The sequence below is a fragment of the Methylobacterium sp. Leaf118 genome, from assembly GCF_920984675.1.
Classification (GTDB): Bacteria; Pseudomonadota; Alphaproteobacteria; order Rhizobiales; family Beijerinckiaceae; genus Methylobacterium.
This window is the reverse complement of the sequence record NZ_CAKLBV010000055.1, coordinates 1-14,274: the sequence shown is the minus strand read 5'-3', so window position 1 is coordinate 14,274 and position 14,274 is coordinate 1. Positions and strand designations below refer to the sequence as shown.

The window sequence follows — 14,274 nt, the reverse complement described above, 5'->3', positions numbered from 1 at the left end:
CAGGATCCCTCGATCGCGGTGCCCGCCATGCTCTCTCGCCGTTCCGTCCTTGCCGGCAGCGCCGCGCTTCTCGCAAGACCCGTGCAGGCCGCGCAGGCGCCGTTGCGCTTCGGCGTGATCGCGGACCCGCAATACGCCGAGGCGGCGCCCAATCTGGCGCTCGGGCGCTATTACGCCCACAGCCTCGACAAGATGCGCGCGGCGGTGGACGCGCTGAACCAGCACGATCTGCGCTTCGTCGTCACCCTCGGCGACGTGATCGACCGCGACGCGGCGAGCTACGACCGCATCCTGCCGATCTACCGCAGCCTGCGCCATGAGACGCGGTTCGTGCTCGGCAATCACGATGTCGACCTTCCGCCCGCGCATCGGGGCCGGGTCCTGGGCCTCCTGGGGATGCCCGCCCCCTTCTACGACTTCGCCCAGTACGGGCTGCGCTTCGTCGTCCTCGACGGCAACGACGTGTCGCTGTTCGGCCCCCCGGCCGGCGATCCGCGCCGCGACCTCGCGCAGGCGCGGCTCGACGCGGTGAAGGCCGCCAACCGGCCCCATGCCAAGCCCTGGAACGGCTCGCTCGGCGACGATCAGTTCGCCTGGCTCGAGCGCGTCCTCGCGGCGGCCCGCGGGGCGGGGGAGCGGGTCGTGGTGCTCAATCATTATCCGGTCCTGCCCGAAAATCAGCACAACCTGTGGGATTCGGAGCGGATCGTCGCGCTGCTCGGCGGCGCCCCGCACGTGATCGGCTACTTCAACGGGCACAACCACGCCGGCAACTACGCCGAGGCCGGGGGCACCCACTACGTCAATTTCCGGGGGATGGTGGACACGCCCGACCGCTCGGCCTTCGCCATCGTCGAGATTTCGCGCGATAGGATGGAGATCCGCGGCTTCGACCGCGAGCCGAGCCGCTCGCTTCCCCTGCCGGCGGCCTGAACCGATTCCCGCACGCGGACCGGAGCCCGACCCGATGCGACGCCTCGCCCTTCTCCTCGCCCTCTTCTCCGTGACGACGCCGGCTGCCGCGGCGTTCCCCTGCGACGAGCTGTGGGGCGAGCGCAACGCGATCTACAAGGACGCCGGCTACTGCTTCCGCACCGAGCGGGCGATCCGCGCCTTCGGCAACGCTGGATGCAAGTACGACGACCTCGCCGACGTGCCCCTCTCGGCCCGCCAGCGCGCGACCGTCGCCGACATCCAGCGGCAGGAGCGCGAGAACGGCTGCGCGCGGTAGCCTCTACGCCGCGATCCGCGCGCGGCGCCCCTCCGGCATCCGGGCCACGAGAGCGCCGGCGCGTCTCGCGACGACGCCGGCGATCGTCCTCGGCTCAGGCTTCCAGCACCCGTCCGGCGACCGCGTCGAGCTTGGCCACCCATTCGGGGTCGCGGTGGGCCGGCGCGGTCATGATGGCGCCGTCGAGGGCCCGGTGCGAGCCCGCCGGGCAATCCTCGCGCTCGGCGGGGAAATCCCGGGCGACGCGGGCGACGAGCTGGGCCGCCCGAGCGGCGTTGGCGCGGGCGACCGCGATCACCGAGGCCACGTCCACGCTGTCGTGATTCGGATGCCAGCAATCGTAATCCGTCACCATGGCGATGGTCGCGTAGGTGATCTCGGCTTCCCGGGCGAGCTTGGCCTCGGGCAGGTTGGTCATGCCGATCACGTCGTAATTCGCCGCCTTGTAGGACTTCGATTCGGCGAGCGACGAGAATTGCGGCCCTTCCATGCAGACATAGGTGCCGCCCTTGTGGACCGTGATTCCCTCGGCCTCCGCCGCGGCGGCGATGCGCTTCTGCAGAAGCGGGCCGACCGGGTGGGCGAAGGGCACGTGGGCGACGCAGCCATTGCCGAAGAACGAGGTCTCGCGCGCGACGGTCCGGTCGATGAACTGATCGACGAGCACGAACAGCCCGGGATGCAGCTCGTTGCGGAATGAACCGCAGGCGGAGAGCGAGACGATGTCGGTGACGCCCGCCCGCTTCAGGATGTCGATATTGGCGCGATAGTTGATGCCGGAGGGCGAGAAGCGGTGCCCGCGCCCGTGCCGGGCCAGGAACACCACGGTCGTCTCGCCGATCCGGCCGATGCGCAGCGCGTCGGAAGGTTCGCCCCAGGGCGAGGACATCGCCTCCTCGCGGACATCCTCCAGACCGGGGAGGTCGTAAACGCCCGAGCCGCCGATCACGCCGAGAATCGCTGCCGTCATGCGGTCATACCCTTGTGCTGTTGGGGTTCTTGATCGTTGCTTGCCCGATGACGCGCCCCCCCGGGCTCCCGGCGCCCGGATCCATGCCGATGCGCCGGTCGTCGCGACGCCACGCGCCGGAGCGGTGCGGGCTCCGGCGACGAACAGTCTGGCGCTGTCTCATGACGTTTCTTCGCTCGCCCGGACGACGACGCGTCCGGCGGCGGGTCATCCTTACTCCACCGCCTCCCGGGCAAGCAAACGGGCCCGCGAGGGGCCCGTTTGGTGGTTCTCGAAGACGGGCACAGAGGCCGGTCAGTAGGTCTTGTGCAATTCCGGCTGCAGGCCGTGGACTTCGCCGCCGATCTTCTTCCAGATCTGCTTCTTCACGTAGTAGAGCAGCCCCGCCAGAAGGATCAGAAACAGGATCACGCGCAGGCCGAGGGCCTTGCGGGCCATCATGTGCGGCTCGGCCGCCCAGGCCATGAAGGCTGCGACGTCGTGCGAGTACTGTTCCACGGTCTCGGGCACGACCGGCTGGCCCTGCTCATTCTTGGCGTAGGTGATCTGCCCCTCGCTGAGCGGGTTCGGCATCGCGATCACGTGGCCGGGATAGTACTTGTTGTAGTAGCCGCTGCCCGGCATCTCGAAGCCCTTCGGGGGCTCCTCGTAGCCGGTCATGAGCGCGTGGATGTAGTCGACGCCCTGCTCCGAATAGCCGGTGAACGGCAGCGCATCGGACACGAACCACGGGAAGCCGCGCTCGTAGGTGCGGGCCTTGGCCAGCACCGAGAAGTCCGGCGGCGCCTTGCCCCCGTTGGCCGCGGCGGCCGCCTTGTCGTTGGGGAAGGGCGACGGGAATCGGTCGGCCGGGCGGGCCGGACGCTCCTTCTCGGCGCCCGCATCATCCAGCTCCTTGACGGTGTAGGTCTCGGCGAGCGCCTTGACCTGACCCGCGGTGAAGCCCGGACCGCCCTCTTCGGCAAGGTTGCGGAAGGCCACCAGGCGCATGGAGTGACAGTTGGAGCAGACTTCCTTGTAGACCTGGAAGCCGCGCTGGAGCTGGGCCTGATCGAAGCGGCCGAACACGCCGGCGAAGCTCCAACTCTCACGGGGCGGATGGGGCGCGTGCCCGTCATCCGCACGGACGCCCGCCGAGCCGAGGGTGGCCGCGAGGAAACCCGCGGCGGCGAGGAGTGCGATACGCATGGCTTGTCCCCTCAAACCCCTCAGCCGCGCTTGGCCGGTTCGGCCGCCGCGCCCGCGGGCATGCCCGATCCGCTCACCTGCTTGCCCGGTCCCGTCACGGTCTCCAGGATCGAGCCCGGCAGGCGGTCCGGCGTTTCGAACAGGCCGACCAGCGGCATCACGATCAGGAAGTGGGCGAAGTAGTAGACGGTGCAGATCTGCGAGGCGATCACGTAGCCGCCTTCCGGGGGCTTGGCGCCGAGCCAGCCGAGAATGACGGCGTTGACGGCGAACACCCAGAAGAACACCCGGTAGACCGGCCGATAGTTGCAGGAGCGGACCCGCGAGGTGTCGAGCCAGGGCGCGAAGGCGAGGATGATCACCGCGCCGAACATCAAGATGACGCCACCGAGCTTGTCCGGCACCGCGCGCAGGATCGCGTAGAAGGGCAGGAAGTACCATTCCGGCACGATGTGGGCGGGCGTCACCGAGGGGTTGGCCGGGACATAGTTGTCGGCGTGGCCGAGATAGTTCGGCTGGTAGAAGATGAACCACGCGAACAGGATCATGAACACCACCACGGCGAACACGTCCTTGACGGTCGCGTAGGGGGTGAAGGGCACGGCGTCCTTGCTCGACTTGATCGGGATGCCGGCCGGGTTGTTCTGGCCCGTCACGTGCAGGGCCCAGACGTGGAGGACGACGACGCCGGCGATCATCCACGGCAACAGGAAGTGCAGCGAGAAGAAGCGGTTGATGGTCGGGTTGCCGACCGAGTAGCCGCCCCAGAGCAGGCTCTGGATCGTGTCGCCGACGATCGGGATCGCCGCCAGGATGTTGGTGATGACGGTGGCGCCCCAGAAGCTCATCTGGCCCCACGGCAGGGTGTAGCCGAGGAAGGCCGTGGCCATCATCAGGAGGTAGATGATGACGCCGAGCAGATAGAGCACCTCACGCGGGGCCTTGTAGGACCCGTAATAGAGATTGCGGAAAATGTGGACGTAGACCGCTACGAAGAACATCGACGCGCCGTTGGCGTGCGCGTAGCGCAGCAGCCAACCGTAGTTCACGTCGCGCATGATGTGCTCGACGCTCTCGAAGGCGTTGCTCGCATTCGGATCATAGTGCATCGCCAGCCAGACGCCGGTGATGATCTGGATGCCGAGGAAAGCGATCAGGATCGCGCCGAAGGTCCAGAAGTAATTGAGGTTACGCGGAACCGGGAAGGCGACGAAGGACGAGTGCACCAGCCCAACGAGCGGCAGGCGGGACTCGAACCACTTCGCGAGGCGGCTCTTGGGAACGTAGGTCGAGGTCGCGTGTGCGCTGCTCATCGGGGGTGCCCGCTCCGGCTTCTCGTGTCCTTTAGGCCGCCTTGCCGCCCTCTTCGCCGATCTTGAGCTTGGTGTCGCTCTCGAAGGCGTAGGGCGGAATCGGCAGGTTGATCGGCGCGGGCCCACGGCGCACGCGACCGACCGCGTCGAATTGCGAGCCGTGGCAGGGGCAGGCCCACCCCTCGAAATTGCCGGAACTGGAAATCGGCACGCAGCCGAGATGGGTGCAGTTGCCGTAAGCCACGAGCCACTGGTCGTGGCCGGCCTTCACCCGGTCGCTGAAGGGCGCCGGGTCGATCATCTGGGAGAGCGGAATCGCCTTCATGTCGGCGATCTCCTTCTCCGTGAGCTTGCGCACGAAGATGAGCTTGCCGCGCCAGAACACGTTGACGATCTGGCCGTCCTGGATCGGCGTGAGGTCAACGTCGAGCGGTGCGCCCGCCGCGATGGTGGCGGCGTCCGGAGCCATGGAGGCGACGAAGGGCCACGCCACGGCAGCGGTCCCCACGGCGAGCCCCGCCCCTGTGGCGAGAAAGAGGAAATCGCGCTTGGTGCCCTCGGGCCCTGCGGTTGCGTGCGTGACCGTCGTGTCCGCCAAGGTGCAACTCTCCCGTCAGCCTGCGCGCCGAGCCCCGGTGAGCCGTGCCGGGACCCTAGAGGAGGGGCCCGCCCGACTTTGGAGGCTGTCGAATTCGAAATCCGATGCGATGGCAGACACCATCGCTCGACGGCGATCAATGCGACCCGGGGTCACCGGACCGCTCGCCTTCTCCCTGGCGCGCTCTCTGACATGGCAGATGCGAACATGTCTAGACTGCCCCGCTTTTCCGGCTGTGCGGTGCGGCAACGATCCCCCGGGTTCGTCAGGACGGTGCCGCACCGCGGTTCGGGTGCTTGCACCGCCCGGGAGGCGGGGCGTACACGGCAGGTCACCAGGAGTTTTCGTGATGACCGACCGTCAGCCCGGCTTCAACACCCTCGCGATCCACGCGGGTGCGACCCCCGACCCGGCCACGGGCGCGCGGGCGACGCCGATCTACCAGACGACGAGCTTCGTCTTCGACGACGTGGACCACGCCGCCTCGCTGTTCGGGCTCCAGGCGTTCGGCAACATCTACACCCGCATCACCAACCCGACCAACGCGGTGCTGGAAGAGCGCATCGCCGCCCTCGAAGGCGGAACGGCGGCACTCGCCGTGGCCTCGGGCCACGCCGCCGAATTTCTGACGATGCATGCCCTGATGCAGCCGGGCGACGAGTTCATCGCGGCCAACAAGCTCTATGGCGGCTCGATCAACCAATTCAACCATTCCTACAAGAACTTCGGCTGGCAGGTGGTCTGGGCCGATACCGACGATCCGGATTCGTTCGAGCGCGCCATCACCCCGCGCACCAAGGCGATTTTCTGTGAGTCGATCGCCAATCCCGGTGGCGTCATCACCGATATCGCGGCGCTGAGCGTGATCGCCAAACGCCACAACATCCCGCTTATCGTCGACAACACGATGGCGACGCCGTATCTGATCAGGCCGTTCGAGCATGGCGCCGACATCGTCGTCCACTCGGCGACCAAGTTCCTGGGCGGCCACGGCAATTCCATCGGCGGCCTCATCGTCGACGGCGGCACGTTCCAGTGGCAGGGCGATGCGCGCTATCCGATGCTGTCGCAGCCGCGGCCCGAATATGCCGGCATGGTCCTGGCCGAGACCTTCGGCAATTTCGGCTTCGCCATCGCCGTGCGCGTCCTCAGCCTGCGCGATCTCGGCCCAGCGCTCTCGCCGTTCAACGCCTTCCTGATCCTCAACGGCATCGAGACCCTGCCGCTGCGCATGCAGCGCCATTCCGACAACGCGCTCGAGGTCGCGACCTTCCTCAGCGGCCACGACCGGGTCGAATGGGTGAGCTATCCGGGCCTCGAGACCGACAAGTACCACGCGCTGGCGAAGCGCTACACGCCGAAGGGCGCGGGCGCCGTGTTCACCTTCGGCCTCAAGGGTGGCTACGAGGCGGGCGTGAAGCTTGTCTCCGGCCTGCAGCTGTTCAGCCATCTGGCCAATATCGGCGACACCCGCTCCCTGGTGATCCACCCGGCCTCGACGACGCACCGCCAGCTCTCCGACGACCAGAAGCGGGCGGCCGGCGCCGGGCCGGAGGTGGTGCGCCTCTCGATCGGCATCGAGGATCCGCAGGACCTGATCGACGACCTCGACGCCGCCTTGCGGGCCTGAGCCTCAGCGTCGCGCCGAGAGGCGCAACGCGTCGACGAGGTCCGCCGCATCCGTGAGGCGCCGCCCCTCGCGGCGCATCCGCGCCAGGAGCGCCCGGTCCGGGAAGCCCCGATAGGGCAGCAGCGGCACGTTGCGCCCGAGGGGGATCGCGCGCTCGCGCCCGATCCGCGCCAGCACCGATTCGAGCAGGACGCGCCCGCGCTCGTGCAGCAGCCGCGCCGCGCGCGTCGCCGTCGTGCCCTCCGGGAGCGTCACCGCCTCCTGCGCCAGGATCGCGCCGGCATCGATGGCCGCCGCGAGCCGATGGATGGTGACCCCGAAGCCCCCTCCCCCGTCGGCGAGCGCGTGAATCGTCGGGGTCGGTCCGCGATGATGCGGCAGCAGGCTCGGATGCAGGTTGAGGCCGCCGAGGGGCGCCCGCGCCAGCGTCGCCTCCGCGAAGATCTGGTCGAAATGGAAGGCGACGGTCAGGTCCGGCGCATGCGCCGCGAAGGCCTGCGCCACCGCCGCGCCATTCACATCGTCGACGGTGAGCACCGGGATGCCGAGCCGGCGGCACAGGCGCGCCAGCGGGGTCGCCTCGGCGCTATCGCGGCACCCCGACAGGGGTTGCGTCAGGGGCGCAGCGAGGCGGGTCAGGTCGGGCAGGCCGAAATTGACCACGAGGTAGGGCAGGAGACCGGGTCCCGAGCGGGCGAGATGGCGCCGAACCTGACCGACGAGCCCGCCGGTCGCCGGTCGCTCGGCATTCGAGAGCCCGACGAACGCGATGCGTTCGGCGTTGTCGGCGACGAGGCGGCGCACCGCGCGGGCGTTGGGCAGCGCCTCCAGGGTGAACAGGGCGAGGCGCGGTCCCGCGCTCATCGCCGGGGCCGATTGCGGAAGCGGAACCCGTACAGGGCGAGGCCGCGCACCGATTCGGGCACCAGCAGCGCCCCCCGGGCGAGCGCGGCGAGCAGCCAGGGGAAGGCGATCACGTCGCGATCATGTGCGAGGCCCCGGGCGATGCGCCGGGCGGCTTCGTCGGCGCTCATCTCCAAGGGGCGCCATCCCTTGATGACGCCGCCCATCGGAGTCTTCACATAGCCCGGCGTGACCACGCTCAGGCGGACGCCGAGGGGCTTGAGCTTCGCCCGGAGCGCGAGACCGTGCGCGAGCAACGCCGCCTTGGCGCCGCTATAGGCCGGCGCGTCGGGCAGCGGCGCGTAGGCCGCAAGCGACGAGACCAGGGCGATCTGGCCGCGCCCGCGGCCGCTCATCAGGGTCACGACCGGCAGAAGGACGTTGAGGGCGCCGCCAAGATTGATGTCGGCGGTTTCGAAAGCGGTCGCCTCGGTCTCCAGGCCGCCCTCCGGATGGCCGCCGTTCACGGCGGCATTGACGATGACGAGATCGAGGGGCGTCTCCCCATCGAGCGAGCGGAGCCAATCGCCGACCGGTCCGCGCGCGCGCACATCGACCCGGTGGGTGCGCACGCCGGCCCCCGTCCCACGGCAGGCTGCCGCCACGGCCTCGAGCCGGTCCGCGTCGCGGGCCGTGAGGACGAGGTCGGTGCCGGGTGCGGCGTAGAATCGGGCCAGAGCGGCGCCGATGCCGCTGGACGCGCCGGTGATGAGAATGACGGGCATGGGTCCCGGGGACGATGTTCGGGGTGCGACCGCCGGCACGATCACCTCGGAAGCCGGCTCGACGAATCGGACGGCGCACGCCGTCCCGCTTCGCAGACCCTCAGGCGGGGGACAGGGCGGGACGGAGGGTCAGTAGGCCGGCGAGAGCCGGCCGTCGGGCTCCCGGCCCTCGCGCAGATCGCGCGCGGCCGCAAGAGCGGCCGGCGGCAGGGCCGCCTCCAGGCGTGGCACCGCCCCGGCGACCGCCCGCTCGATGGCCGAGGGCGAGAAGTAGCCGCCGTTGATCTGGGTGCGATGCATGACGACCCGGCGGAAATCCTCCATCAGCGTCGGCTCCGGCGGGCAGGGATCGCGCCAGAAGGTGTCGATGTCGCCCTGATGGGTCAGGCCCGGCATGTTGTAGATCGCCTGCCCGAAGGCGAGGGTCGGCCGGCCGCGCTCCAGGGCGAGCATGCCTACCGTGGAGTTCACGAGCACGACGCCGCGGCTTCCGTCGATGAGCTTTTGCAGGTCGCCCCCGTCGATGAAGTCGAGCCGGTCGTTGCAGCCATGGCGCTTGGCCGATTGGCGGGCGCGCTTGCGCCAGTTCATGATGCCGCTGTCCAGGGGGTGCAGCTTCACCAGCATGCGCGTCGGCGCGCTCGAATGCCGGGCAAAGGATGCGATGACCCGGTCCATGAAGCCCTCGACGCCCATGAACGGCGAGTGGACGCGGATCTGGTAATCGCTGTCGAGCTGGAGCGGCAACAGGAAGTAGTCGGCGTTGATGGCTTTGTAGATCTCGTCGACGCGGGCCACTTCGCGGCGGGTGTTCTTGCGGCGGATGAACTTCTTGATCCAGCCGCCGTACTCCGCCGCGATGTGGTTCGGGCGGTGGGTCCGAAAGCCGGGATAGAGATACGGGAAGCCGATATTGGCGATGTTGAAGCCGATGTCCCAGAGACTGCGCCGGGCCATGTCGCCGGTCAGCGGCATCGCCCGCCCCGCCTGCGGCAGCCGCCGCGCGATCTCCCGGATTTCCTCGGCGCTCTTGGGCAGCGAGGAATTGCCGTTCACGCCGCCCTGCTCGCAGGTGATCCAGAAGGGGCGGATATAGCCCTCCTCGAACACGTGGATGCGCACGCCCATCGGCTTGGCGGTGAGGATGGCTGCCTGATGGTAGGGCCGGCAATCGCCGAACAGCACGATATCGGTGACGTCGTGCGTGCGGATGTAGCTCTCGAGATAGGCTTCCCAGCCCTCACGGCGGCCGCGATAATTGTCGGATGGGAGTCGCCAGAACAGCCAGTCGCCAGCCGAGAAATTGATTCGGCGGACCTTGTGGCCCCGGTCGCGGAGCGCCTGGCCGAGGACGGAGAAGAACGGCGACGCGATGCCCTGCAGGAACAGGAACGTGACGGAGTCACTGCGTGGAGCGTCTGCGCGTGGCTGCGTCATTCCGAGGCGCGAGGTCCCTGATCGCGAGGCGGCGGGGTGACGGCGTCCTGACCGATTCCGTCGCATGATGTCCCCGCAATCCGCAATCGCGGCACGGGGCGCTCGACACGATTGATGGTCTCCGTTGCCGGGGCGCCACAGGTTGCGGCCCCAGCGAGGCCGGTCTGGTGCACGAATACGGCTCCGTTGTGTCGTCGCGGGCGAGCTTCGCCGTCATCCCCGAGATCCCCGTTGTTTTTATGACGGCCGGGCGCCGCCGCCGGGCATGAGGTGCTCCGCTTCGGGACAGGGTCCCCGTCGTCGCGCTTGGGCCGGCCCCTGCGTTAGGCTATGGCGGCGCTGCCATGGCCGACCTGTCCCCTTCCGAGTCGCGCGGGACCTGTGCCCTGCCCGACTCCTTCCTGCCGCTGGGCCGGACGCTGCGTCGCCTGCGCGCCGAGATCGAGGCGGCCACGGGCCGGCGGCTGCGCCTGGACCGCGCCGGCGCCCCGGCACTCTGGACCCCTGGCCCCTCCCCGCGCCCGGCGCCCGTGCTGCGGGTGTCGCCGGGTCCTCTGCTCAGCCCCTACGATTCGCCCGAGACCGGCTTCGCCAGCCTGCGCCTGACTTATGCCGGCGAGCCGATCGGCGGCGGCGCGCCGCCCCCCGGCTTGGCCGAGGCCCTGTGCGAGGCCGGGCTCAGCGGCTTCAACCGCTTTCCACTAGCCTCGGACAGCGAGGCGATCTTTGCCGCCGCGCCGCGCCCGTCGCTGGCCCTGATCGACCCGGCTCTCGCCGCCTCGCCGCGGGCGGTCGCCCGCTTCCTGTCGCAGCTCCTCGCCCGCTTCCCGTCCGAGCATTTCGTCGCCGCCGGGCCCGAGGGCTGTCCTGCCGCGCGCCTGCCGGCGAGCCCCCGGTTGGTGTCCCTGCCCGATCCGACCGATCCGGCGCGGCTCGTTCCCCTCGCCGCGCGGATCCATGTGGCGTCCTGGGCGGCCGGTTGGGAGGCGCGGGCTCTGGGCGCGTCCGTACTGTGCAGCGATCCGACCGCGGATCCGCCCCCCGCGGAGGCCGCGGGTTTCCTGGCTCTGTGCTTCGGACCGGGGGTGCACGCCTTCGATCCCTGGACCCGGCAGCCGATCCCGCTGATCGAGGCGGTCGAGCGGGTGGGATGGCTGCGCGACCGCTTTCGCCAGAACGACCGCCGCGTGGTCCTGGTCGGCGTCTCGGGCTGGAAGCGCCGGGCGCTGGACACCTTCGCGGCGGGGCCGGCGGGCCGGCCACTCCACACCATGAAGGCCGAGGAGGCGGTGGCGCTCGCCCGTCGCCATGGCGGCGCCGTGCAGGCCTGGGCGACCCGCTGCCCCGATCATCTGCCGCGTCTCTGCGTCGAGGCGGCTCTGCCCTTCGCGCGCATCGAGGACGGCTTCCTGCGCTCGGTCGGGCTCGGGGCGAGCCTCCAGCCCGGCGCCTCGATCGTAGTCGACGATCGCGGCATCTACTACGATCCGCGGGTCGAGAGCCGGCTCGCGCTCCTCCTCCGGGAAAGCCCGTTCCCTCCGGAGTTGCTCGCCCGGGCCGCCGCCCTGCGGAGCGCGATCGTGGCCCGGCGGCTGAGCAAGTACAATGTCGGCCTGAGCGCCACCGACGACGCCTTCCCCCCCGACCGGCGGATCGTGCTGGTGCCCGGGCAGGTCGAGGACGACGCTTCGGTCCTGACCGGATCGGCCGAGGTGCGCGGCAACCTCGCGCTCCTGCGGGCGGCCCGTGCCCGCAACCCGGACGCCGTGCTGCTCTACAAGCCGCACCCGGACGTGGAGGCCGGTTTCCGGCCCGGGGCGATTCCCGAGGCCGAGGCGCGGGCGCTCGCCGACCGGATCGTGGCCGGCCGGTCGATCGTCGACCTGCTCGACCGGGTGCATCACGTCGAGACCATGACCTCGCTCGCGGGGTTCGAGGCGCTGATCCGCGGGCTCACCGTCGCCACCCACGGCCGTCCGTTCTACGCCGGCTGGGGCCTGACCGAGGATCTCGCGCCCGGAGCGGATCGGGGTCGGCGGCTCGCCCTCGACGCCTTGGTGGCCGGCGCGCTCATCCTCTACCCGTCCTATCTCGACCCGGTGGCGATGAAGCCCTGCACGCCGGAGCAGTTGCTCGACCGGCTGAGCGCAGCCCGGGCCGCCGCGCCGCCCTCGGCGCTCGCCCTCGGATCGGTGCAGCATGCCGTGATGCGGGCCCGCTACGCGCTCATCAACCCGCTGCTGCGCCGCCTTCGGGCCCGCCGCGGCGTCGGCCCCGGGCGATGAGGCCGCGGCGGTGACGATCGACGCGACGCTTCTCGCGCCCCTCGCCGTGGCGCTCGCCGGCGCCTTCGCGATCGAGGCGGCGACCGGCGCGCGCGCGCCAAGCCTGCGGCCCGGGAACCTTGCCTTGCGCGGCCTCGGCTACGCGCTGGTGACGCTGTTCTGGTTCCAGTTCTCCTGGCGGCCCTGGCTCGCCTGCGCCTCCTGCCTGCTCACCTTCGCGATCCTGGCCGCGGTCGATCGGCTGAAGCGCCGGGTGATCGGCGAGCCGCCGGTCTTCAGCGACCTCGCTCTGCTCGCCCAGGTGCCGCGCCATCCCGAGCTCTACTACACCCGCTCGCTCACCGATCCGCGCATGGCCGGGCCGCTGCTCCTCGGGATCGCGGCCGTGGCGGCCTGGTACGCGATCGAGCCCGCCGCGCTTCCCGAGAGCGCGGGGGCGCGCATCGCGGCGATCCTGGGGCTGCCCGTCGCCTTGGCCACCCTCGTCCTCGCGACCCGGACGCCGCCGGGCCGCGTCTGGATCGCCCGGCGGTTTCCCCGCCCCGACCTGTCCGGCGACGTGGCCCGCGCCGGCATCGCCGCCACCATGATGGGCTATGCCCTACGCCGTCGCGACGAGGCCGGAGCGGCGACCGCCGGGGGGGACACCCAAGGAGATTCCGGAGGCGATGCGGCACGGTTCTCCGCTCCGATCTCCGAGGGGCGCGGCGACGAGATCGTCGTCGTCGTCCAGATCGAATCCTTCCTCGATCCCGTCCGGCTCGGCGGGCCGCCCCTGCCGGCGCTGGAGCGCGTCCGGAGGGAGGCCGCGCAATACGGGCGCCTCGCGGTGCCGGCCCACGGCGCCTACACGATGCGGGCCGAGCATGCGGTCCTGACCGGATGCGAGCCGGAGAGCCTCGGCTTCGGCCGCTACGACCCCTACCTCGCCCGGGGCGGCGACGAGCCGACGAGTCTCGCCCGCCGCGCCCGCGCTGCCGGCTTCGCCACCCTGTTCGTACATCCCTTCCACCCGGACTTCTTCGACCGGACCCGGGTGTTCCGCCGCCTCGGCTTCGACCGCCTCGTCACGGAGGCGGATTTCGCCGGGGCGCCCCGGATCGGGCCCTATGTGAGCGACGAGGCGGTGGCCGAGCGCATCCTGGCGGAGGTTGCGGGCGGAGGGCGCCGCTTCGTCTTCGCCGTCACCATGGAGAACCACGGGCCCTGGAAGCCCGGCCGGCTGCCCGGGATCGCGACGCCCCTGGCGCAGTATCTCCACCACGTCGCCGGATCGGGACGCGCCGTCGAGCGACTGATCGAGGGGCTGCGGGGGCGGCGGGCGACCCTCTGCGTCTTCGGCGACCACGCGCCCTCGCTTCCCGAATGCCGCCCGCGCCCGGAGGGGCCGGTCGAGACCGACTACGCCGTCTTCCGCTTCCCCGCGCCGGCCGGAACGGCCCCCAGGCGGGCCGACCTGACGGCGGCACAGCTTGGCTGTCTCCTGCGCGACGCAGTCACGGTAAATCGTGCGGGATTAAGCACCCAAGCGTGACCGTGCCACGGTCGTGACGCATTGCTGATGGAGCGCTCGGCGCCCGGTGGCGTCCCCGCGGCTCCCTCCGCGGCTGGTCGAGATCCTCGTTCATGGTTCGTCATCACACCCGAGCTACGGTGGTCTGTCCGGGTCCGGGCAGCTGGTCCATCCCGAATCCGTTGGAGAAGCCCATGATGCGTGCGACCGTCGTCGCCGCCCTCACCGCACTGGCGGTGTCGGGGTGCTCGGTGCTTCCAGCGGCGGGTCCGACGGCGCGGGAGATCGAGGGGGGGGCGGACATCGCCACCGTCGAGGGGGTGTTTGCCCGCTACGAGATCATCGACATCGATCCGGCCGTGGTCGAGGCCCTGCGCACCCGCCCGCTGGACAGCCTTCTGGTCACCTTCGGCGACAACCGTCCGGCGGCCGAGCCGCTGATCGGCGTGGGCGACGCGGTGGCGGTGCAGATCTGGGAGGC

12 protein-coding genes and 1 pseudogene are annotated in these 14,274 nt (G+C 70.4%); 6 read left to right on the top strand and 7 right to left on the bottom strand.

Features of this window, described 5'->3' with window-relative positions; translation table 11 throughout:
* The first annotated feature begins 27 nt into the window (after nucleotides 1–27).
* Nucleotides 28–933 carry a metallophosphoesterase gene (locus LW587_RS18820; RefSeq protein WP_232631126.1) on the top strand — a complete coding sequence of 302 codons (906 nt, stop codon included), beginning with the start codon at nucleotides 28–30 and terminating at the stop codon, nucleotides 931–933.
* A gap of 34 nt (nucleotides 934–967) precedes the next feature.
* Nucleotides 968–1,231, top strand: coding sequence for a YARHG domain-containing protein (locus tag LW587_RS18815; protein WP_232631125.1), 264 nt, complete (start codon nucleotides 968–970; stop codon nucleotides 1,229–1,231).
* Between the two features lie 94 nt (nucleotides 1,232–1,325).
* Here the strand turns inward: LW587_RS18815 and LW587_RS18810 are convergent, their stop codons facing one another.
* The 4 genes from LW587_RS18810 to petA all read right to left on the bottom strand — a co-directional run bounded on the left by LW587_RS18810 (nucleotide 1,326) and on the right by petA (nucleotide 5,300).
* Nucleotides 1,326–2,201, bottom strand: a complete 876-nt coding sequence (locus tag LW587_RS18810) for an S-methyl-5'-thioadenosine phosphorylase (protein WP_232631124.1) — start codon at nucleotides 2,199–2,201, stop codon at nucleotides 1,326–1,328.
* 294 nt (nucleotides 2,202–2,495) lie between these two features.
* Nucleotides 2,496–3,389, bottom strand: coding sequence for a cytochrome c1 (locus LW587_RS18805; protein WP_232631123.1), 894 nt, complete (start codon nucleotides 3,387–3,389; stop codon nucleotides 2,496–2,498).
* Between the two features lie 20 nt (nucleotides 3,390–3,409).
* Nucleotides 3,410–4,702: a cytochrome b gene (locus LW587_RS18800; protein WP_232631122.1), complete on the bottom strand. Its 1,293-nt coding sequence runs from the start codon at nucleotides 4,700–4,702 to the stop codon at nucleotides 3,410–3,412.
* A gap of 31 nt (nucleotides 4,703–4,733) precedes the next feature.
* A complete protein-coding gene (gene petA / locus LW587_RS18795) occupies nucleotides 4,734–5,300 on the bottom strand; it encodes a ubiquinol-cytochrome c reductase iron-sulfur subunit (RefSeq protein ID WP_232631121.1) in 567 nt (188 codons plus the stop codon).
* A gap of 349 nt (nucleotides 5,301–5,649) precedes the next feature.
* Here petA and LW587_RS18790 point away from each other — a divergent pair, with 349 nt between their 5' ends.
* Nucleotides 5,650–6,930: an O-acetylhomoserine aminocarboxypropyltransferase gene (locus LW587_RS18790; protein ID WP_232631120.1), complete on the top strand. Its 1,281-nt coding sequence runs from the start codon at nucleotides 5,650–5,652 to the stop codon at nucleotides 6,928–6,930.
* Nucleotides 6,931–6,933: 3 nt separating this feature from the next.
* Here LW587_RS18790 and LW587_RS18785 read toward each other — a convergent pair whose 3' ends face one another.
* The 3 genes from LW587_RS18785 to LW587_RS18775 form a co-directional block, all read right to left on the bottom strand.
* Nucleotides 6,934–7,794 carry a formyltransferase family protein gene (locus LW587_RS18785; RefSeq protein WP_232631119.1) on the bottom strand — a complete coding sequence of 287 codons (861 nt, stop codon included), beginning with the start codon at nucleotides 7,792–7,794 and terminating at the stop codon, nucleotides 6,934–6,936.
* On the bottom strand, nucleotides 7,791–8,558 hold the full coding sequence (locus LW587_RS18780) for an SDR family NAD(P)-dependent oxidoreductase (RefSeq protein ID WP_232631118.1): 768 nt from the start codon (nucleotides 8,556–8,558) through the stop codon (nucleotides 7,791–7,793). Before LW587_RS18780 ends, LW587_RS18785 begins: the two co-directional genes overlap by 4 nt.
* 129 nt (nucleotides 8,559–8,687) lie before the next feature.
* On the bottom strand, nucleotides 8,688–9,995 hold the full coding sequence (locus LW587_RS18775; protein WP_232631117.1) for a capsule biosynthesis protein: 1,308 nt from the start codon (nucleotides 9,993–9,995) through the stop codon (nucleotides 8,688–8,690).
* Nucleotides 9,996–10,339: 344 nt separating this feature from the next.
* Between LW587_RS18775 and LW587_RS18770 the strand changes: the two genes are divergently transcribed.
* From LW587_RS18770 to LW587_RS18760, 3 genes and pseudogenes are all read left to right on the top strand, one after another.
* A complete protein-coding gene (locus tag LW587_RS18770) occupies nucleotides 10,340–12,280 on the top strand; it encodes a capsular polysaccharide export protein, LipB/KpsS family (RefSeq protein ID WP_232631116.1) in 1,941 nt (646 codons plus the stop codon).
* A gap of 10 nt (nucleotides 12,281–12,290) precedes the next feature.
* Entirely contained in the window at nucleotides 12,291–13,814 is a 1,524-nt protein-coding gene (locus LW587_RS18765) for an LTA synthase family protein (RefSeq protein WP_232631115.1), read from the top strand.
* 176 nt (nucleotides 13,815–13,990) lie between these two features.
* A pseudogene (locus LW587_RS18760) lies at nucleotides 13,991–14,274 on the top strand (polysaccharide biosynthesis/export family protein); the annotation flags it as partial.